Origin of the sequence: Streptomyces xanthii (assembly GCF_014621695.1) — a bacterium.
GTDB classification, from domain to species: Bacteria; Actinomycetota; Actinomycetes; order Streptomycetales; family Streptomycetaceae; genus Streptomyces; species Streptomyces xanthii.
This window is the reverse complement of sequence record NZ_CP061281.1, coordinates 5,304,902-5,324,819: the sequence shown is the minus strand read 5'-3', so window position 1 is coordinate 5,324,819 and position 19,918 is coordinate 5,304,902. Positions and strand designations below refer to the sequence as shown.

Genomic DNA, 19,918 nt, shown 5'->3' with positions numbered 1-19,918 from the left:
AAACCTCCGGACCTTCTCCTCGGGACGCCTCCGACTCTGCGCCACCTGGCCCGCACCGGGCATCCGTCACTTCGACCGGTCCGGTTAGCCTCAAAGCGTGCCGAGGAAACGAGAGTTGTACGGACGCCGACGCGAACAGGCGCTGCTGCACGCGCTGGTCGCCGACGCGGAGGCCGGCCCGGTCCTCATGCTGCGCGGCGACGTGGGCACCGGGAAGACCGCGCTGCTCGACGACGTCGCGGCCCACACTCTGGAACACCGCCCGGGCACCACGGTGCTGCGCTGCGCGGGCGGCGCACCGGACGCGGCGCTCCCCTTCAGCGGCCTCCTGGACCTGCTGACCCCCGTCCTGGACCACACGGACGCCCTCCCCGACTTCCAGCGCCGGGCCCTCACGGAAGCCCTCGGCCTGTGCCCACCCACCGGGCAGACCGGCGAGCTCACGGTCCGCACCGCGCTGCGCACCCTCCTCGCCGCCCTTCCCGCCCCGGTGCTGCTCGTCGCGGACGATCTCCCGGACCTCGACCCGGCGACCCGCGCCGCGCTCCTGTTCCTCGCCCGCCGCCCGGTACCCGGCACGGCCGTCCTCCTGGCCGCCCGTACGAGCCCGGAGCACGATCTGCCCACCCTCGACCTCGCCGGGATCGACGATGACGCCGCCCGCGCCCTGCTCGACGCGCGCGGGGTGCGCGGCGCGCACACCGCGGCCCTGATCGCGGCGGCGGAGGGCAACCCGCTCGCCCTCACCGAACTCCCCGAGCCCGGCCCTGCGCCCCTGCCCGCACGGCTGCGCTCGGCCTTCGCCGACCGCGTCCGCGCCCTGCCCCCGCAGACCCGGACCCTGCTGCTCGTCGCCGCCGCCGAGAGCCGCGGCGCGACCGCCTCGGTCCTCGCCGCGGCCCGGCACTTGAAGCTCCCCGCGACCGCGCTGGCGACCGCCGAGACGGGCGGCCTCCTCGACGTCACGGGCCCCGCCCTGCGCTTCCGCCACCCCCTGCTGCGCTCCGTCCTCTACGCCGGCGCCCCGTCCGCGGACCGGGCCCGCGTCCACGAGGCGCTCGCCGCGGCCCTCACCGGGCACGAGGCGCTCTGGCACCGGGCACTGGCCGCGACGGAGCCCGACGAGGACCTCGCGGCGGCCCTGGAGCGCGACGCCGACGCGATCGCTGGCCGGGGCGGCCTCACCGCCGCCACCACGGTGCTGACCCGCGCCGCGGAGCTGAGCCCCGACCCGGCGCACGGCTCCCGGCGCTTCGCGTCCGCCGCGCACGCCGCCTGGAAGTCCGGCCACCCGGAGACCGCCCGCACCCTGACGGCCCGCCCCGACCGGGACTCGCCCGAACTCGCCCGCCTGGAAGGCCTGATCGCCTACTCGTCTGGCGATCAGCCGGGCGCCCTGCGGCAGTTGGTCCGCGCCGCCGAGGCCCACGCCGAGCACGCCCCCGCGGCCGCCGCCGCCCTGCTCTTCATGGCCTGCGACGCGGCCGAGCACGCGGGCCTGGACGAGGAACTGCGCCGCACCGCCCTGCGGATCACCACCCTCGACCTCCCGCCCCGCCACCACGCCTACGGGCGCCTGCTCGCCACCGGCCCCGGCGCCCACCACGACCCCTGGGCCGTCCTGGACGCCGCCCCCGACGAGCTGGGCTCGAGCCGGGTGCACCGCTGGCTGTGGCCCCTCGCGATCACCCGCGACGCCCCGGACCCGGCGCCCGTACGGGACTTCGCCGAGCGAGCGTGCGCGGAGATCGCCGCCGAGGGGGTCCAGGCCCTGCTCCCGCGCCCGCTGCTGTGGCTGGCCGACCTGGAGTGCCGTACGGGCCGGATCGCGGCGGCGACCGCGCACGCGCAGGAGGCGCTGCGCTGCACCCGCGACCTGGACCAGCCGGTGGCACGGGCCGACGCCCTGGCGCTGCTCGCCCGGATCGCGGCCCTGCACGCAGACCCGGCCTGCCGCGGCTTCGCGGACGAGGCGACGGCCCTGGCCCTGCCCCTGCGCAACCGGGCGGCGCAGGCGGAGGCCTCCTGGGCCCGCGCGTTGCTGGCCCTGGCCCGGAACGACACGGCCGAGGCCGTCGAACATCTTCTGACCGTCCGGAGCACCCACAGCAGAATCGCCCGCCTCAGCGCCCCGGACCTGGCCCTGGCACAGGGGGCGGTCCTCGAAGCCGGGACCGATGGATGCGCCGCGGACCCGTTCGCCCGGGCCCGGGCCGCACTCGCCCGCGGCGAGCAACTGCGCCGGGACCGCCGGGCCGCGGCGGCCCGGGAGCACCTGCGCGATGCCGCGGCCCTGTTCGAAGGGCTGGGCCTGACGGTGTGGCGGGACCGCGCCCGCGCCGAACTGCGCGCGGCGGGCGGCACGGCCCCCACCCCCGTCCCGCACCTCACACCGCAGGAACACGAGGTGGCCCGCCTGGCGGCCCAGGGCCTGTCGAACAAGGAGATCGGCGCCCGCCTCACCATGAGTCCGCGTACAGCGGGCTACCACCTCTACAAGGTATTCCCGAAGCTGGGCATCACGTCCCGTGCCCAACTGCGCGACCTGAACCTCTGACGGCGTCAGCGATCGAGCTTCAGCCGCTCCGCCCGCGGCAGTCCCGCGACCACGAGGTCGTACGAGTCCTCGACCAGCTCGCGCACCACCCGATCGGGCAGCTCGCCCGCGCTCACCGTGTTCCAGTGCCGCTTGTTCATGTGCCATCCGGGGACGACGAGGCCCTCGTACTGGGTCCGGAGGCGGAGGGCGTCCTCGGGGTCGCACTTCAGGTTGACGGTCAGCGGCTCCCCGTCGAGGTGGCTGAGGGCGAACATCTTCCCCAGCACCTTGAACACGGAGATCTCCGGCCGGAAGGGAAACTCCTCCACGGCGGCGTTGAAGGAGAGGCACAGCGCCCGCAGCGCGTCAGGAGTCACCCGCGGCCTCCACGGGCTCGCTGAGCACGGTGACGATCTTGTTGCGCCGGCCGGCCGGGGCCTCGGCGGTCAGCCGCAGCACGCGCCCGTCCGGCAGCTCGACCACCGCGGAGGCGCCCGCGATGGGCACCCGCCCCAGGGCCTTGGCGAGCAGGCCGCCCACGGTCTCGACGTCCTCGTCGTCGAACTCCTCGAGCCCGTACAGCTCGCCGAGGTCCCCGATGTCGAGCCGCGCGGTCACCCGGAACCGGTCGTCGCCCAGCTCCTCCACGGGCGGCAGCTCACGGTCGTACTCGTCCGTGATCTCCCCGACGATCTCCTCGAGAATGTCCTCGATGGTCACGATGCCGGCCGTGCCGCCGTACTCGTCGATGACCACGGCGACGTGATTGCGCAGCTGCTGCATCTCCCGCAGCAGATCGCCCGCGTTCTTGGTGTCCGGGACGAACGCGGCGGGCCGCATGGCCGTGGAGACCAGCTCGGCCTCGGCGTCCCGGGAGATGTGCGTCTTGCGGACCAGGTCCTTCAGATACACGATGCCCACGACGTCGTCCTCGCTCTCCCCCACCACGGGAATCCGCGAGAATCCGGACCGCAACGCCAGGGTCAGGGCCTGCCGGATGGTCTTGTACCGCTCGATCACCACGAGGTCGGTGCGCGGCACCATGACCTCGCGCACGAGCGTGTCCCCGAGCTCGAAGACGGAGTGCACCATGCGGCGCTCCTCGTCCTCGATGAGGGATTCCTTCTCGGCGAGGTCGACCATGGCCCGCAGCTCGGCCTCGGAGGCGAACGGCCCGCGCCGGAAGCCCTTGCCGGGGGTGAGCGCGTTGCCGATCAGGATGAGCAGCGAGGGGATGGGCCCCATGATCCGGGCCAGCGGCAGCAGCACGTACGCGGCGGCCGTGGCCGTGTTGAGCGGGTGCTGCCGCCCGATGGTCCGCGGCGAGACGCCCACGGCGACGTACGAGACGAGCACCATGACGCCGATGGCCACGAGCAGCGCCTGCCAGGTCTCGCGGAACTCCTCGAGACAGGCGTACGTCACCAGGGCCGCGGCGGCCATCTCGCAGGCGACGCGCACCAGCAGGGCGACGTTCAGATAGCGCGTCGGGTCGGCCGCGACCTGGGCGAGCTTGGCCCCGCCGCGCCGCCCGGACCGCACGGCCTCCTCGGCCCGGAAGCTGGAGACACGGGCGAGCCCGGCCTCGGCGCAGGCCGCGAGCCACGCCACGACAACCAGCGCGACAGCACCGGCGATCAACGAGAAACTCATGACACGGTCGGCGCCGGCGACGGCCCCGTCAGCCCCTTCTCACCGCGCCACCCGTCCACGATCGCCGCCTGGAGCCCGAACATCTCGGCCTTCTCGTCGGGCTCCTCGTGGTCGTACCCCAGCAGGTGCAGCACCCCGTGGACGGTCAGGAGCTGAAGCTCCTCGTCCATGGAGTGCTGGGTCGGCGCGTCCTCACCCTGCTTCTTCGCCACCTCGGGGCACAGCACGATGTCCCCGAGCAGGCCCTGCGGGGGCTCCTCGTCGTCCTTCATGGGCGGCCGCAGCTCGTCCATCGGGAAGGACATGACGTCCGTGGGCCCCGGCAGGTCCATCCACTGCACGTGGAGCTGCTCCATGGCATCGGCGTCCACCACGATCACCGAGAGCTCGGAGAGCGGGTGGATGCGCATCCTCATCAGCGCGTAGCGGGCGATGTCGAGGATCGCCTGCTCGTCGACCTCGGTGCCGGACTCGTTGTTGACGTCGATCGACATGACGCAGTCGTTCTACTTCCCTCTGGGGCGGCCCTGGTGGGTGCCGTTCTCCGTACCGTGCTCGGTGTCGTACTTCTCGTACGCGTCGACGATACGGCCGACCAGCTTGTGCCGGACGACATCCTGCGACGACAGCCGCGAGAAGTGCACGTCGGCGACCCCGTCCAGGATCTCCTGCACCTGCCGCAGCCCGCTCTTGGTCCCGCCCGGAAGGTCGACCTGCGTGACGTCACCGGTGATGACGATCTTCGAGTCGAATCCGAGCCGGGTGAGGAACATCTTCATCTGCTCGGGAGAGGTGTTCTGCGCCTCGTCCAGGATGATGAAGGCGTCGTTCAGGGTCCTGCCGCGCATGTACGCCAGCGGCGCGACCTCGATGGTCCCGGCAGCCATCAGCCGGGGAATGGAGTCCGGGTCCAGCATGTCGTGCAGCGCGTCGTAGAGCGGCCGCAGGTAGGGGTCGATCTTCTCGTAGAGCGTTCCGGGCAGGAATCCCAGGCGCTCGCCGGCCTCCACCGCGGGCCGCGTGAGAATGATGCGGTTGACCTGCTTGCTCTGCAGCGCCTGCACGGCCTTGGCCATGGCCAGGTACGTCTTGCCGGTACCGGCGGGCCCGATCCCGAAGACGATCGTGTGCTTGTCGATGGCATCGACATAGCGCTTCTGGTTGAGCGTCTTCGGCCGGATCGTCCGCCCCCGCGACGACAGGATGTTCTGCGTGAGAACCTCCGCCGGAGTTTCCTCCCCCTCGCCCTTCAGCATCGCAATCGACCGCTCGACCGCATCCTCCGACATCGGAGCCCCCGTCCTCAGCACCAGCACCATCTCGTCGAACAGCCGCTGGATGAGCGCCACGTCCCGCGGCTCACCCACCGCACTGACCTCGTTGCCCCGGACATGGATGTCGGCCTCCGGGAAGGCCCTCTCGATGACTCGCAGCAGCGCGTCGCCCGAACCGAGCACCTCGACCATGGGGTGCTTCGCGGGAACGGTGAACTGCGCGCGGGTTGATGTCTGCGTCATGGGCGGGCCCCGAGGGCCGCAGTCTCCTTGTGACAGCCGTGGTCTGACGCGTTCAAGGGTACGACGCCCCCACCTCGCCGACCGAGCCGTTTTCCGCGCCACCGGCCGCCACCGGGCACGAGACGGAAGAGCCCGCACGGGAACCGTCTCCGCGCCACCGGCCGCCCACCGGGCACGAGACGGAAGAGCCCGCACGGGAACCGTCTCCGCGCCACCGGCCGCCCACCGGGCACGAGACGGAAGAGCCCGCACGGGAACCGTCTCCGCGCCACCGGCCGCCCACCGGGCACGAGACGGAAGAGCCCGCACGGGAACCGTCTCCGCGCCACCGGCCGCCCACCGGGCACGAGACGGAAGAGCCCGCACGAGAACCGTCTCCGCGCCACCGGCCGCCCACCGGGCACGAGACGGAAGAGCCCGCACGGGAACCGTCTCCGCGCCACCGGCCGCCCACCGGGCACGAGACGGAAGGGGCCGCACGGGGCATGTCCGCGCGCAGCACCCGAGCACAGGCTGCCCCGCACCGACACGGCGGGCGGCGCCTTCGAGATGGCGAGCACGGACATGCCCCGTGCGGCCCCGTACCCGCCCACGCACCGGTCGGCACGAAACGGAAAGCCGCCAAAGAGCACCGGGCGGCCGCCCTCCCTTCCCGCGCGCTCACATGGAGCGGCCGAACCCGATCGTCGGCACGGCCCGCCGCAGCGGCCACGGACGCACCCCGGCGGGCACCAGCGGCTCGAGAAACGCGTACCGCTCCAGCGCCGCCGGATCCTGCGCCCCCCGCTCCTCGTACGCCTGGATCTGCCGCCACCACGCCCCGATCTCCGACCAGCCGGGCGCCGACAGCGACCCTCCGAACTCCTGCACCGAGAGGGCCGCCGTGAGTCCCGCGAAGGCCAGCCGGTCCGCCAGCGGCCACCCGGCCAGCGTGCTGGTGACGAACCCGGCGACGAACACGTCCCCCGCCCCGGTCGGGTCCATCGCCTCGACCTGGATCGCCGGGACGGACGCGGTCTCCCCGGTCCGCCCGTCCACCGCGTAGGCACCCTCCGCGCCCAGCGTCACCACGGCGACCGGGACGTGCTCCGTCAGCGCGTGGGCGGCGGCCCGGGGGCAGGACGTACCCGTGTACCGCATGGCCTCCTCCGCGTTCGGCAGGAAGGCCTCGCACTCCGAGAGGTCCCCCAGGGCCCCCAGATCCCAGCGCCCGGTGTCGTCCCAGCCGACATCGGCGAAGATCCGCGTCCCGGCCCGCGCCGCGTCCCCCACCCAGGGCGCGGACACCCCCGGCACCAGGGACGCCACGGCCGCCCGGGCCGGCGGGGGGCAGCGGGGCGCGGGCTCCTCCGGCGGCGGCTCGTGCCCGTGGCTGACCATGGTCCGCTCGCCCTCGTACGCCATGGAGACGGTGACCGGCGAGTGCCAGCCCGGGACCGTCCGCGAGAGCCCGAGGTCGATCCCCTCGCCGCGCTCCAGCGTGTCCCAGCAGTACTCGCCGTAGTGGTCGTCCCCGAAGGCCGCCGCCAGCGAGGTCCGCAGCCCGAGCCGGGCCAGCGCGGTGGCCATGTTGGCGACGCCCCCGGGGCTGGATCCCATGCCGCGGGCCCAGGACTCGGTGCCGCGCACGGGCGCGCTGTCGAGCCCGGTGAACACGATGTCGAGGAAGACGGTGCCCGTCAGATAGACGTCGCAGGCGGGGTCGCCGGGCCGCCGCAGCGGAGCCAGGGGGTCGGTGCGGTCCGGTTCGACGGGGTTCACATCACGCTCCCTGCAGGTGGTACGGGTCCGCACAGTGTGCCCGAAACACCCCTCTGCGACGGGTCCCCGACATCAACCCGTCACGAAGGTCCACCCCCGGAAAATCCCCGCTGCTACCCGGCCCCACCCCACCCAAACCGAATGTGCCCCAGCTCACACCACCCCGCGCCCCGCAGCCCCCTTCCCGCTTGATACAAATTGGCCCGCACCCGGCGTCCACGGTTCCGTCCCGTTCGCAAAGACGCCGGCGTTCAACCCCTCCCCCGGCCTTACCACCCCCTTGCCCAAAACAGCGTCCAAGGCAGGGGGCCGTTCTCCAGGATCGCCCGTGTCGTCGCGCACCCCCCGGCCCGCTCTCATAGCCCTCTTCACGGCCGGATATCTCGCCGCCTATCTGCTGCCCACCGTCGTCGGCCGTGTCGCCGACAGCCTGGCACTCTCTCCCACCCAGGCCGGTCTCGTCGGCAGTGCGCTGCTGCTGAGCTCGGCCACCGCGGGCTTCACGCTCGCGTCCCGCGTCGAACGCATCGGCCCGCGCAGAGCGGCCCGCGCGGGACTTCTCCTGGCCGCGCTCGGCTACGGCACGGCGGCGCTCACCGGCACCGTCCCGCTGGTCGTCGCGGGTGCGATGCTCGGCGGCTTCGGCTCGGGCACGGCGACGGCGGTGGCCGCGACGGGGATCGCCGCGCAGAAAGACCCTCACCGGGCGTCCACGCTGGGCCTGTTGAGCGTCTCGGCGCTCGCGGGCGCCCTCTACCTGACGATCCCGAGGATCAGCACGGGCCACGCCGTCCCGTTCGCGGCACTCGCGCTGACGGCCCTCACGGTGTGGCCGGCGACGAACCGCCTGCCTGAGCCCGCGACCGAGGACAACAGTCCCGTACAGGCCCCGCACACCCCGCTCCCCCACGCCCGCTCGGGCATGGTCCTGGCCGCGGTGATCGTGTGCTGGTCGATGGCCCAGAACTCGCTGTGGGGCGTCAGCAGCCGCATCGGCACGGAGCAGGCGGGCCTGAGCGAGATCACGGTCGGCAGCGTGTTCGCGGTGGCGCTCGGCGCCGGACTGCTCGGCGTGATCGGCGCGGGCGCCCTCGGCGCGCGGCTGGGCCGCGCCCTGCCCATCGGTCTCGGCACGGCCCTGATCGCCTGCTGCATCGCGGTCAGCGCCCGCGCGGACGGCCTGGGCACCTTCGCGACCGGCGAGATCGCCTGGAACACCCTGTACCCGGTGGTGCTCTCCTACCTGCTGGGCCTGGCCGCCTCGCTCGACCCGCGCGGCCGCTGGGCGGTCCTGGTCGGCTCGGCGTCCTCGCTGGGCACGGCCTGCGGCCCGCTCGTGGGCAGCTCGCTGTCGCAGGCGGTGGGCTTCCCGGTGATGGGCGCGGCGCTCGCCACGCTCCTCGTCCTGCTCGCGCTGCCGCTCACGGCGGTCGCCCTGCACACCGGCGGCCGTCCGCTGTTCGCGGGTGCGGCACGGCGCAGCAGCGGCGCCCCGGTCGGCGCGATCGTCCCGCCGTCCGGTGTGCCCGAGCAGCCGGTCGTGGAGATCGAGATGCCGGCGGCCGTCGCGGAGGCCGCCCCGGACCCGGTCCAGGGCGACTTCACGGCGGCGGGTCCGCAGGCCCGTACGGCTCAGTCCTGACGCGCGCTCAGAACTCGTACGCGTCGACCTCGGCGAGGTAGCGGGCCCGGCGGGCCTCGTCCTCCTCGCTGCCGTCGAGGAAGGAGGCCTCGAACGAGTTGCGGGCGAGCTGCCGCACCCGTTCGGGGTCGATGCCGAGCGCCTCGTGCACGGCGTGGAAGGTGTCCCCGACGTATCCGCCGAAGTAGGCGGGGTCGTCGGAGTTGACGGTGCACAGCAGCCCGGCGTCCATCATCGCGCGCAGCGGATGGTCCTCCAGGACGTCGATCGTCCGCAGCCGCACGTTCGACAGCGGGCACAGCGTCAGCGGCACCCGGTCCCGTACGAGCCGCTCGACGAGCTTCGGGTCCTCCATGGACCGCAGCCCGTGGTCGACGCGCTCGACACCGAGCACGTCGAGGGCCTCCCACACGTACGACGGGTCGCCCTCCTCGCCCGCGTGCGCGACCTTGCGCAGCCCGAGCTCGCCCGCCGCCGCGTACACCTCACGGAACTTGGAGGCGGGGTTGCCGACCTCGGCCGAGTCGAGGCCCACGCCCACGATCCGGTCGAGATACGGCTCGGCGGCCCTCAGCGTCTCCATCGCCGACTCGGCGGACTGGTCCCGCAGGAAGCACATGATGAGCTTCGTGGAGATCCCGTGCCGCTCCTCGCTGCGCGCGAGCGCCCGCGTGAGCCCCTCCACGACGGTCCCCATCCCGACACCGCGCGCCATGTGGGCCTGCGGGTCGAAGAAGATCTCGGCGTGCCGCACGCCCTGCTCCGCGGCGCGGGCGAGATAGGCGTCGGCGAGATCCGCGAAGTCGTCCTCGGTGAGGAGGACGGCCATCAGCGCGTAGTACAGATCGAGAAAGGACTGCAGGTCGTCGAAGAGATAGGCCTGCCGCAGCGCCTCGGTGTCGGCGTACGGCAGGGTGACGCCGTTGCGCGCGGCGAGCTCGAAGGCCAGCTCGGGTTCGAGGGTGCCTTCGATGTGCAGGTGGAGTTCGGCCTTGGGGATGCGGGCGAGTGGTGCGAGGGACATCCGGCCATCGTACGCAGCGGCCGCCCCGGTGCCGGGGCGGCTCAGCGGCGCTTGGGCACCGGCACCCGGTCGAGGTCGCGGGCGACGGTCAGTTCGCCCGCGTACCCGGCGGCCCGCGCCTGCCGCTCGAACTCGGCCGGGTCGGAGTAGCGCTGGCTGAAGTGGGTGAGCACGAGGTGCCGCACCCCGGCCTGCGCGGCGACGCGGGCGGCCTGGCCTGCCGTCAGATGCCCGTGGTCCGCGGCGAGCCGCTCGTCCTCGTCGAGGAACGTCGACTCGATGACGAGCAGATCGCAGCCCTCGGCGAGCTCGGAGACGCCCGCGCACATCCTCGTGTCCATCACGAAGGCGACCCGCTGCCCCGGCCGCACCTCGCTCACGTCGTCGAGCGTGACGCCGCGCAGTGCGCCGTCCCGCTGGAGGCGGCCCACGTCGGGTCCGGCGATGCCGTGCGCGGCGAGCGCCTCGGGCAGCATGCGGCGGCCGTCGGGCTCCACGAGCCGGTACCCGTAGGACTCGACGGGGTGCGACAGCAGGCGTGCCTCGAGCCGGTACGCGGGGGTGTCGGCGAGCACCGCGCCCTCCCCCGAGACCGGTTCCTCGGCGATGTCGACGGTCTCCCGGTACGCGGTGGAGTACCGGAGCCGGTCGAAGAACCGCTGCCCGGAGGCCGGGTAGTGGGCGGTCACCGGGTGCGGGACCCGGTCCAGGTTGATGCGCTGGATGACGCCCGCGAGGCCGAGGGAGTGGTCGCCGTGGAAGTGCGTGACGCAGATCCGGTTCAGGTCGTGCGCGGCGACGCCGGCCCGCAGCATCTGGCGCTGGGTGCCCTCTCCGGGATCGAAGAGGATGCCCTCGGCGTCCCAGCGCAGCAGGTAGCCGTTGTGGTTGCGGTGCCGCGTCGGCACCTGGCTCGCGGTGCCGAGGACGACGAACTCACGTACGGACACAGGCGGTTATCCGGGGGGCCACTGGAGGCCGCGGCCGCCGAGCACGTGGGCGTGCGCGTGGAACACGGTCTGGCCGGCGCCGCTGCCCGTGTTGAACACGATGCGGTGGCTGTCCAGCTTCTCCTCGACGGCGACCTCGCCGGCCTCGCGCAGCACATCAGCGGCGATCTGGGGCTCCGCCGCGGCGAGGGAGGCGGCGTCCGGGTGGTGGACGCGCGGGATGACCAGGACGTGGGTCGGGGCCTGGGGGTTGATGTCGCGGAACGCGACGGTGGTCGGCGTCTCGCGGACGATCGTGGCGGGTACGTCCCCGGCGACGATCTTGCAGAACAGGCAGTCGGCCTGCGGTTCCCCGGTCAACTTCGGCCCCCTTCGGGTGCGGGTCGGATGGGTGCGGGTCTTCGCGGCATCGTATCTGCCGGGCCCGGGCCCGGGCGCGTTGCCGGGTGCGGGTGGTTCGTGGCTGGTCGCGCAGTTCCCCGCGCCCCTGATGAGGCTGCGCCTCATCAGGGAAATGCGACGCGAAGCGTCTGCATTTCAGGGGCGCGGGGAACTGCGCGACCAGCCCCCACCGGCCCGCAGCCCGCGACGAACCCGAACTAGGCAGACGCAGACGGATCCGGTAGCGCCGGAGGCTGCTTCGCCGGGTTCTCCGCAAGCGCCGCAAGCGCGATCCGGACCGCCTCGTCCAACTGCGGGTCACGACCGGCCGCGTGGTCCTGGGGCGCGACGACGACCTCGACGTCCGGATCGACCCCGTGGTTCTCGACGCCCCACCCGTACCCCTCCAGCCAGATCGGGTACTTGGGCTGGGTCACGAGCGTCCCGTCCACCAGCCGGTACCGGCTGTCGATCCCGATGACCCCGCCCCACGTACGGACGCCGACGACGGGCCCGATGCCGAGCGCCTTGATCGCCGCGTTGACGATGTCGCCGTCCGATCCGGAGAACTCGTTGGCGACGGCGACGACGGGCCCGCGCGGCGCGTCCATCGGGTACGAGAAGGGCCGGCTGTCGCGCGGCACGTCCCATCCCACGACCCGCCGGGCGAGCTTCTCGACGACGAGTTGGGAGGTGTGCCCGCCCCGGTTCTCGCGGACGTCGACGATCAGCCCGTCCCGCGCCACCTCGACGCTCAGGTCGCGGTGGATCTGTGCCCAGCCGGGCGCCTGCATGTCCGGCACGTGGAGGTAGCCGAGCCGCCCGCCCGAGTGCTCGTGGACGTACGCCCGCCGGTCCGCGACCCACGCGTGGTAGCGCAGCGGCTCCTCGTCGGAGAGCGGCACGACGACGACGTGCCGGGGGTCGCCGCCGCCCGCGGGCGACACGGTGAGTTCGACGGGCCGGTCGGCGGTGCCGACGAGCAGCGGGCCGGGCCCGGTGACGGGGTCGACGGGCCGCCCGCCGACGGCGACGACGGTGTCCCCCGCGCGGACGGCGACGCCGGGCGCGGCCAGCGGCGAGCGGGCGCGCGGGTCGGAGGTCTCCGAGGGCAGCACCCGGTCGACGCGCCAGGTGCCGTCCTCGTGCCGGGAGAGGTCGGCGCCGAGCAGGCCCTGGCGGCGGGCGGCGGAACCGGCGCCGCCGCGCGGGGTGACGTAGGCGTGGGAGGTGCCGAGTTCGCCCTGCACCTCCCAGAGCAGGTCGACGAGGTCGTCGTGGGTGGCGACGCGGTCGAGGAGCGGGCGGTAGCGGTCGAGGACGCCGTCCCAGTCGACGCCGTTCATGTCGGCGCGCCAGAAGTTGTCCCGCATCAGGCGGCCGGTCTCCGCGTACATCTGGCGCCATTCGGCGGCCGGGTCGAGGGTCTGGGAGACGCGGGCGAGGTCGACGGTGATGTTCGTGTCGCTGTCGTCGTCGTGGGCGGGACGCCGGTCGCTGGGCACGAGTTTGAGGACTTCGCCGGTCCACAGCAGGACCCGCTTGCCGTCGCCGGTGACCTCGAAGTGGTCGGCGTCGGCACCGAGTTGCTCCAGGCGCTGCTGGGCGAGGTCGTAGCGCTCCAGGCGGGACTGGGGCGCGGGGTCGTCGCGTCCGGCGCGGGAGTCGCCGAGGACACCGGCCACCGGGTGCCGCAGCCACAGGACGCCGTCCTTCGCGGTGCGCAGCGTCGAATAACGGGCCGCCTCGACGGGGAACGGGACGATCCGGTCGACGAGGCCCTCCAGGTCGACGCGGGTGGCGGGCGCGCCCTCGCTCTCGGGCGTCTCGTCCTTGTCGGCGGGTTCGAACGGCCGCCCGTGGCGCTGCGGTCCGAACGGGGACGGGGTCGTCGCGGCGAGCGTGATCAGGTACGGGCGGACGCCGCCGACGAAGGCCAGGTCGAAGGCGTACTCGTCGTAGACCGGGTCGAAGGCGCGGGCGGACAGGAACGCCAGGTGCTTGCCGTCGAGGGTGAACGCGGGTGAGAAGTCGCGGAAGCGCAGCGGGGTCGCCTCGGTGACGGCGAGGTCGGTGGCGTTGGCCAGCTTCAGCCGGCGCAGGCCGTGCGGGCCGGGGTGGGACCAGGCGAGCCACGCCGAGTCCGGGGAGAACGTGAGCCCGCTCGCGTGCCCGTCCTCGCTGCGGTCCACCTCCCGTACGTCGCCGCTGTCCCGCTCGACGAGGAGGACGCGGCCGTCGTGCGCGGCGACGGCGACGCGGCCCCCGTCGGGCGACACGGTCAGGCCGAGGACGCGGCCGAGGCGTCCGGCGCCGATCCGGCGCGGGGTGGCTCCGGGGGCGGCGCCGGTGGCGGGCGTGAACTCCAGGGCGTCGTCGCCCTCGGCGTCGGTCACCCACACCACGTGCTCCTCGCCGTCGACACGGAAGGTGTACGGGAGCCGGTTGCGGACGCCGGGGGTCGCGGCGAGGGCGCGGGCGGGGCCGGAGCGGTGGGTGACCCAGTGGACGGCGCCGCGCACGCCGACGGCGCTGCCGCGTCCGGTGTGGTCGGGCGAGGCGTCGCCGAACCAGCGGGCGGCGTCGACGGGGCGGGGCTGGAGGTCGGTGCGCTGCCCGCCGAGCCGTACGTCGATCCGGCGGGGCGCGCTGTCGGCGTCGAGGCCGTCGAGGAGCCAGAGTTCGCCGCCGCTCGCGTAGGTGACGCGGTGGCCGTCGGTGCTCGCGTGGCGGGCGTAGAACCCGTCGAGCGGGGTGTGGCGGCGCAGGTCGGAGCCGTCGGGCAGGGAGGAGTACACGGCGCCGACGCCCTCGTGGTCGCTGAGGAACGCGACGCGCTCCCCTACCCACAGGGGGCACTCGATGTTCCCGTCGAGCTCCTGGTGCAGCCGCTCGAACTCCGGTGCGCCGTCGGCGACTTCGGCGGCCTGCTCGATCCAGAGCTTGCCGGCCGTGCCGCCCCGGTACCGCTTCCACCAGGCGGCCTCGCGGCCCATCGGCGCCGACAGCAGCAGCACCCGGCCGCCGGGCCCGTGCGCGACGCCGCCGACCGGGCCGTAGGGCAGGGTCTCGGCGGGGCCGCCGTCGAGCGGGACGGCGCGGGCCCAGCTGCGGCGCAGCGAGGCCTGGCCGTGGGTGGTGACGGCGAGGACGCGCCCGTCGGGGGTCCAGCCGCGCACGGAGGTGGTCCAACTCCCCCAGTGCGTCAGCCGTTTTGCCGGTCCGCCGTCGACCGGGGCTACGTGCACCTCGGGGGCGCCGTCGCGCCGCGAGGTCCAGGCGACGGTGGTGCCGTCGGGCGAGAGGCGGGGGTGGTTCACCGGCACGTTGTCGGCGCTGACCCGCCAGGCGCGGCCGCCGTCGAGGGGCGCGGCCCACACGTCGTCCTCGGCGGTGAAGACCACCAACTCGCCGTGCGGGTGCGGGAACCGGAGGTAGGCAGGATTCGTCACCCCGCCCACCCTAAATTTGCGCTCCGGCCCCGTCAGCCCGTTCTGATCACTTGGCCGGGAAGCGTCAGCCGCGCAGCAGGAGCCACTCCTGGAGTTCCACGATGTTGTCCTCGGGGTCCTTGAGGTGGGCGACGCGCATCCGGTCCGTCATGGGCGCGGGCCCGTGCACGAGGACGCCGCCGCGTCCGGTGACCTCTTCGCAGTAGGAGTCGAGATCGTCGACGCGCAGCACGACGAGCGAACGGTGGCCCGTCGCCGACTCGCCCAGCTCGCCGAGGACTTCGGCCATCATGGCCCGGTCCTGCAACGCGATCCCGGCGCCCCCGCCCGCGGGCGAGAACTTCTCGTAGGGCCCTTGCTCCGAGCCGGCCTGCGGCTTGAGCCCCAGCACATCGGCGTAGAACCGATAACACGCTCCGAAATCGGAGACCAGCAACCGCACCTGGGCAAGTTCCATGCCCTCATTTTACGTCGAACGTGTGATGGAGGGGCTGGAATTGAAACGCCCCTGGGGGCGCACGAAGTGTGCCCTTCAGGGGCGCGGGGAACTGCGCGACCAGCCACGACGAGAGCCGCACCCGGCAACGAACACGCACCATCAACGGCGCGTATCCGAACCGCCACACCCGGTCACCCCCAGCGGCCGGTCCGCCCCAACAGCAACGAAACCGCCGCCGTACCAGCCGTAGAGGTCCGCAGCACACTCCGCCCCAACCGATACGTCCCGGCCCCCGCCTCGCCGAACACCTTCAGCTCCTCCGGCGAGACCCCACCCTCGGGCCCCACCACGAGCACGATCTCCCCGTCGGACGGCAACGCCGCAGAGGCGAGCGCGGCGCTCACCCAGTCCCGGTCCTCGTGCAGCACCACGGCCAGGTCCGCCGAGGCGAGCAGCCGCGCCACCTCCTTCGTGGAGGCGAGCTCGGACACCTCCGGGAACCGGACCCGGCGCGACTGCTTGCCGGCCTCGCGCGCCGTCGCCCGCCACTTCCCGAGCGCCTTCACCCCGCGCTCGCCCCGCCACTGCGTGATGCACCGCGACGCGGCCCACGGCACGATCGCGTCGACCCCGGTCTCGGTCATCGTCTCGACGGCGAGCTCCCCGCGGTCCCCCTTGGGCAGCGCCTGCACCACGGTGATCCGGGGCCGCTCCTCGGCCTCGACCTGCACCGGCCCCGCCTCGACGACGAGCCGGTCCTTGCCCTCGCTGCTGACGACGACGGCCTCGGTCCAGGCGCCGAGCCCGTCGGTGAGAACGATCTCCTCGCCCGCCCGCAGCCGCTTCACGGAGACGGCGTGCCGCCCCTCGGACCCGTCGAGCACGTACGTACGGTCACCGGGGACCGGCCCCTCCACCACGAACACCGGCGCGGTCATGCCGCACCCCGCTGACCCGCCGCGGCGCGCGCGGCGTCGAGCTCCGCGGCGAGCACCTCGACGAGCTGCCCGGCGGGCAGCGCGCGGGCGAGCCGGTGGCCCTGCCCGGCCCAGAGCGCCATGCCCTGCGTGTCACCGGCCCGCGCGGCCGCCTTGCGCAGCGGCGCGGTCATGTGGTGGACCTGCGGGTACGCGGCGGGCGCGTACGGTCCGTGCTCGCGCAGGAACCGGTTGACGAGCCCGCGCGCGGGCCGCCCCGAGAAGGCGCGGGTCAGTTCGGTACGGGTGAACAACGGATCGGTCATGGCTTCCTTGTGCACGGTGGGCGCCCCGGATTCGGGAGCGACCAGGAACGCGGTGCCGAGCTGCGCGAGATCGGCGCCGGCGGTGAGGACGGCGGCGATCTGCGCGCCCCGCATGATGCCGCCGGTCGCGACGATCGGCAGCCGTACGGCCTCCCGGACCTGGGTGACCAGGGCCAGCAGGCCGATCCCGGCGCCGTCCGTCTCGGGGTTGTCGCGGTGGGTGCCCTGGTGTCCGCCGGCCTCGACGCCCTGGACGCATACGGCGTCGGCGGCGGCCTCCTGCGCGGCCTGCGCCTCCTCGACCGTGGTGACGGTGACGACGGTGCGGGTGCCGACGCGCTGGAGGGCGTGGACGACCTCGCGGGTGGGGCAGCCGAAGGTGAAGGAGACGACGGGGACGGGGTCGTCGCGGAGGATGGCGAGCTTGGCGTCGTAGCCGTCGTCGCGGCCGCCGTCGGGGTCGCCGAGCGGGGTCCGGTACCAGGTGGCCTCACCGGCGAGCTGGTGCCGGTAGACGTCGACCGCGGCGGGGTCGGCCACCTCGGGCTGCGGCATGAAGAGGTTGACGCCGAAGGGGCGCCCGGTGAGCCCCCGCACCTGCTTGATCTCCTGGTACATGCCGTCGGCCGTCTTGTACCCGGCGGCCAGGAAACCGAGCCCGCCCGCCTCGGACACGGCGGCGGCGAGCTCGGGACAGGAGGCGCCGCCCGCCATGGGGGCCTGCACGATCGGATGGGGGAAGAGATCGTTCAGCGCGGAGGACATACCGGCATCGTGCCATGTCGCCCCCGGCCGACCGAATCGCCCCGGCCCCGCACGAAAGGGGCCCGGGAACCAAACTCCCCGAACCCCTCCGAACACACCACGATCAGCGCTTCATCGCCGCTTTCGCAGCCGATCAGCACCCACGGAACGCGACCCGCTCAACGCCCGTTGAACGCGGCCCGCTCAACGCCCGTTGAACGCATCCTTCAACCGCGAGAACAACCCCTGCTGCCCCGGCTGGCTGTGCCTGCCCGGGGGACAACCCCCGGACCCCCGGCCGCACAAGCACCCCGGCCCCCGGCCCCCGGCCCCCGGCCCCCGACACACAGAACCCCGCGCGAGACACCCCGCGCGGGGAACGGCGAACCGGTCGGTCGGATCCGGATCAGCGCCCGTTGAACGCGTCCTTCAACCGCGAGAACAACCCCTGCTGCCCCGGCTGGAACTGGCCCGTGGGGCGTTCCTCGCCTCGGAGCTGGGCCAGTTCGCGGAGCAGGCGTTCCTGTTCGGGGTCGAGCTTCTGCGGGGTGGTGACCTCGACGTGCACGATGAGGTCGCCGCGGCCGCCGCCGCGCAGGTGCGTGACGCCGCGCCCGTGCAGCGGGATCGACTGGCCGGACTGGGTGCCGGGCCGGATGTCGATCTCCTCCATGCCGTCGAGCGTCTCCAGCGGCACCTTCGTGCCGAGGGCCGCCGCCGTCATCGGGATGGTGACCGTGCAGTGCAGGTCGTCGCCGCGCCGCTGGAAGGTCGGGTGCGGCAGCTCGTGGATCTCCACGTACAGGTCGCCGGCGGGGCCGCCGCCGGGGCCGACCTCGCCCTCGCCCGCGAGCTGGATCCGCGTGCCGTTGTCCACACCGGCCGGGATCTTCACCGTGAGCGTGCGGCGGGAACGGATGCGGCCGTCGCCCGCGCACTCGGGGCACGGGGTCGGGACCACGGTGCCGAAGCCCTGACACTGCGGACAGGGCCGCGAGGTCATGACCTGGCCCAGGAAGGACCGCGTGACCTGGGAGACCTCACCGCGGCCGCGGCACATGTCACAGGTCTGCGCGGACGTGCCGGGGGCCGCGCCCTCGCCGCTGCAGGTCGTACAGACGACGGCCGTGTCGACCTGGATGTCCTTGGTGGTGCCGAAGGCGGCCTCGTCCAGCTCGACCTCGAGCCGGATCATGGCGTCCTGGCCACGGCGCGTGCGCGAGCGCGGACCGCGCTGCGAGGCCGTGCCGAAGAACGCGTCCATGATGTCCGAGAAGTTGCCGAAGCCACCGGCTCCGAACCCGCCCGCGCCGCCTCCGCCGGACTGCGACAGGGGGTCGCCCCCCAGGTCGTAGACCTGCTTCTTCTGCGGGTCCGAGAGGACCTCGTAGGCGGCGTTGATCTCCTTGAAGCGCTCCTGCGTCTTCGGGTCCGGATTCACGTCCGGGTGAAGCTCGCGGGCCAGCCTCCGGAAGGCCTTCTTGATCTCGTCCTGGGAAGCGTCGCGGCGCACGCCGAGTACGGCGTAGTAGTCCGTGGCCACTTACGACTCCGCCAGGATCTGTCCGACGTAACGTGCCACTGCGCGTACTGCTCCCATCGTTCCCGGGTAATCCATGCGTGTCGGTCCGACGACACCGAGCTTGGCGACTGCCTCGCCGCCCGAACCGTAGCCGACCGACACGACGGACGTGGAGTTGAGTCCCTCGTGTGCGTTCTCATGACCGATCCGTACGGCCATGCCCGAATCCCCCACCTCGCCCAGCAACTTGAGGAGCACGACCTGCTCCTCGAGCGCCTCGAGGACGGGCCGGATGGTGAGGGGAAAGTCATGTCCGAAGCGAGTGAGATTGGCGGTGCCGCCGATCATCAGCCGCTCCTCGGACTCCTCGACGAGTGTCTCCAGAAGAGTGGAGAGCACCGCCGAGACCGTGCCGCGGTCCTCCGCCTCGAAGGCCTCCGGCAGATCCTGCACCAGCTGCGGCACGTCGGCGAACCGTCGTCCCGCCACCCGGCTGTTGAGCCGGGCCCGCAGGTCCGCGAGCGAGCTCTCGCCGAACGGCGCCGGGCAGTCGATCATCCGCTGCTCGACCCGGCCGGTGTCCGTGATCAGTACGAGCATGAGCCGGGCCGGCGCCAGCGAGAGCAGCTCGACGTGGCGCACCGTGGACCGGGTCAGGGACGGGTACTGGACGATCGCCACCTGCCGGGTGAGCTGCGCGAGCAGCCGCACCGTACGGCCGACGACGTCGTCGAGGTCGACGGCGCCCTCCAGGAAGTTCTGGACCGCGCGCCGCTCGGGCAGGGTCATCGGCTTGACGCTGGTGAGCTTGTCGACGAAGAGGCGGTACCCCTTGTCGGTCGGGATGCGGCCCGCGCTGGTGTGCGGCTGGGCGATGTATCCCTCGTCCTCCAGGGCGGCCATGTCGTTGCGCACCGTCGCCGGGGAGACCCCCAGCTGGTGGCGCTCGGTCAGCGCCTTGGAACCGACCGGCTCCTCGGTGCCGACGTAGTCCTGGACGATGGCGCGCAGCACCTCGAGCCTGCGTTCACTGAGCATCGGCGCACACCTC

Annotated in this window: 16 protein-coding genes; 2 read left to right on the top strand and 14 right to left on the bottom strand. The window is 73.3% G+C overall.

Features of this window, described 5'->3' with window-relative positions; all coding sequences use genetic code 11:
* Positions 1 to 97: 97 nt before the first annotated feature.
* On the top strand, positions 98 to 2,557 hold the full coding sequence (locus IAG42_RS23980; RefSeq protein ID WP_188339021.1) for a helix-turn-helix transcriptional regulator: 2,460 nt from the start codon (positions 98 to 100) through the stop codon (positions 2,555 to 2,557).
* Between the two features lie 5 nt (positions 2,558 to 2,562).
* Here IAG42_RS23980 and IAG42_RS23975 read toward each other — a convergent pair whose 3' ends face one another.
* The 5 genes from IAG42_RS23975 to IAG42_RS23955 all read right to left on the bottom strand — a co-directional run bounded on the left by IAG42_RS23975 (position 2,563) and on the right by IAG42_RS23955 (position 7,503).
* Complete coding sequence (locus IAG42_RS23975; protein ID WP_188339020.1) at positions 2,563 to 2,916, bottom strand: MmcQ/YjbR family DNA-binding protein; 354 nt, start codon at positions 2,914 to 2,916, stop codon at positions 2,563 to 2,565.
* Positions 2,906 to 4,192 (bottom strand): hemolysin family protein, encoded by a 1,287-nt coding sequence (locus IAG42_RS23970; RefSeq protein ID WP_188339019.1) that lies wholly within the window; start codon positions 4,190 to 4,192, stop codon positions 2,906 to 2,908. The genes IAG42_RS23975 and IAG42_RS23970 overlap by 11 nt, the downstream gene beginning before the upstream one ends.
* Positions 4,189 to 4,686: an rRNA maturation RNase YbeY gene (gene ybeY, locus IAG42_RS23965; protein ID WP_188339018.1), complete on the bottom strand. Its 498-nt coding sequence runs from the start codon at positions 4,684 to 4,686 to the stop codon at positions 4,189 to 4,191. Before ybeY ends, IAG42_RS23970 begins: the two co-directional genes overlap by 4 nt.
* Before the next feature lie 12 nt (positions 4,687 to 4,698).
* Entirely contained in the window at positions 4,699 to 5,709 is a 1,011-nt protein-coding gene (locus IAG42_RS23960) for a PhoH family protein (RefSeq protein ID WP_188339017.1), read from the bottom strand.
* Positions 5,710 to 6,369: 660 nt separating this feature from the next.
* Positions 6,370 to 7,503 carry a carbohydrate kinase family protein gene (locus IAG42_RS23955; protein ID WP_394811240.1) on the bottom strand — a complete coding sequence of 378 codons (1,134 nt, stop codon included), beginning with the start codon at positions 7,501 to 7,503 and terminating at the stop codon, positions 6,370 to 6,372.
* 295 nt (positions 7,504 to 7,798) lie between these two features.
* Here IAG42_RS23955 and IAG42_RS23950 point away from each other — a divergent pair, with 295 nt between their 5' ends.
* Positions 7,799 to 9,112 carry an MFS transporter gene (locus IAG42_RS23950; RefSeq protein WP_188339015.1) on the top strand — a complete coding sequence of 438 codons (1,314 nt, stop codon included), beginning with the start codon at positions 7,799 to 7,801 and terminating at the stop codon, positions 9,110 to 9,112.
* Between the two features lie 7 nt (positions 9,113 to 9,119).
* Here IAG42_RS23950 and IAG42_RS23945 read toward each other — a convergent pair whose 3' ends face one another.
* From IAG42_RS23945 to hrcA, 9 genes are all read right to left on the bottom strand, one after another.
* Positions 9,120 to 10,136: an adenosine deaminase gene (locus IAG42_RS23945; protein WP_188339014.1), complete on the bottom strand. Its 1,017-nt coding sequence runs from the start codon at positions 10,134 to 10,136 to the stop codon at positions 9,120 to 9,122.
* A gap of 41 nt (positions 10,137 to 10,177) precedes the next feature.
* Positions 10,178 to 11,086 (bottom strand): ribonuclease Z, encoded by a 909-nt coding sequence (locus IAG42_RS23940; RefSeq protein WP_188339013.1) that lies wholly within the window; start codon positions 11,084 to 11,086, stop codon positions 10,178 to 10,180.
* A 6-nt stretch (positions 11,087 to 11,092) separates the two neighbouring features.
* Positions 11,093 to 11,446 carry a histidine triad nucleotide-binding protein gene (locus IAG42_RS23935; protein WP_188339012.1) on the bottom strand — a complete coding sequence of 118 codons (354 nt, stop codon included), beginning with the start codon at positions 11,444 to 11,446 and terminating at the stop codon, positions 11,093 to 11,095.
* Positions 11,447 to 11,685: 239 nt separating this feature from the next.
* The gene (locus IAG42_RS23930; protein WP_188339011.1) at positions 11,686 to 14,919 is read right to left on the bottom strand and encodes a S41 family peptidase; all 3,234 of its coding nucleotides are present in this window, start codon (positions 14,917 to 14,919) and stop codon (positions 11,686 to 11,688) included.
* A gap of 64 nt (positions 14,920 to 14,983) precedes the next feature.
* Positions 14,984 to 15,376 carry a VOC family protein gene (locus IAG42_RS23925; RefSeq protein WP_188339010.1) on the bottom strand — a complete coding sequence of 131 codons (393 nt, stop codon included), beginning with the start codon at positions 15,374 to 15,376 and terminating at the stop codon, positions 14,984 to 14,986.
* A 173-nt stretch (positions 15,377 to 15,549) separates the two neighbouring features.
* Positions 15,550 to 16,296 carry a 16S rRNA (uracil(1498)-N(3))-methyltransferase gene (locus IAG42_RS23920; protein ID WP_188339009.1) on the bottom strand — a complete coding sequence of 249 codons (747 nt, stop codon included), beginning with the start codon at positions 16,294 to 16,296 and terminating at the stop codon, positions 15,550 to 15,552.
* Entirely contained in the window at positions 16,293 to 17,366 is a 1,074-nt protein-coding gene (locus IAG42_RS23915; RefSeq protein ID WP_188339008.1) for a nitronate monooxygenase, read from the bottom strand. Before IAG42_RS23915 ends, IAG42_RS23920 begins: the two co-directional genes overlap by 4 nt.
* 385 nt (positions 17,367 to 17,751) lie before the next feature.
* Positions 17,752 to 18,888, bottom strand: coding sequence for a molecular chaperone DnaJ (dnaJ, locus tag IAG42_RS23910; RefSeq protein WP_188339007.1), 1,137 nt, complete (start codon positions 18,886 to 18,888; stop codon positions 17,752 to 17,754).
* On the bottom strand, positions 18,889 to 19,905 hold the full coding sequence (gene hrcA / locus IAG42_RS23905; protein ID WP_188339006.1) for a heat-inducible transcriptional repressor HrcA: 1,017 nt from the start codon (positions 19,903 to 19,905) through the stop codon (positions 18,889 to 18,891). It abuts the gene before it with no gap.
* Between the last annotated feature and the right edge of the window lie 13 nt (positions 19,906 to 19,918).

Excerpts from the sequence above, each read along its gene's own strand:
- IAG42_RS23915 (WP_188339008.1), bottom strand. The coding sequence starts at position 17,366 with ATGTCCTCCGCGCTGAACGATCTCTTCCCCCATCCGATCGTGCAGGCC.
- IAG42_RS23925 (WP_188339010.1), bottom strand. The coding sequence starts at position 15,376 with ATGGAACTTGCCCAGGTGCGGTTGCTGGTCTCCGATTTCGGAGCGTGT.
- hrcA (WP_188339006.1), bottom strand. The coding sequence starts at position 19,905 with ATGCTCAGTGAACGCAGGCTCGAGGTGCTGCGCGCCATCGTCCAGGAC.
- IAG42_RS23960 (WP_188339017.1), bottom strand. The coding sequence starts at position 5,709 with ATGACGCAGACATCAACCCGCGCGCAGTTCACCGTTCCCGCGAAGCAC.
- IAG42_RS23920 (WP_188339009.1), bottom strand. The coding sequence starts at position 16,296 with ATGACCGCGCCGGTGTTCGTGGTGGAGGGGCCGGTCCCCGGTGACCGT.
- IAG42_RS23945 (WP_188339014.1), bottom strand. The coding sequence starts at position 10,136 with ATGTCCCTCGCACCACTCGCCCGCATCCCCAAGGCCGAACTCCACCTG.
- ybeY (WP_188339018.1), bottom strand. The coding sequence starts at position 4,686 with ATGTCGATCGACGTCAACAACGAGTCCGGCACCGAGGTCGACGAGCAG.
- IAG42_RS23970 (WP_188339019.1), bottom strand. The coding sequence starts at position 4,192 with ATGAGTTTCTCGTTGATCGCCGGTGCTGTCGCGCTGGTTGTCGTGGCG.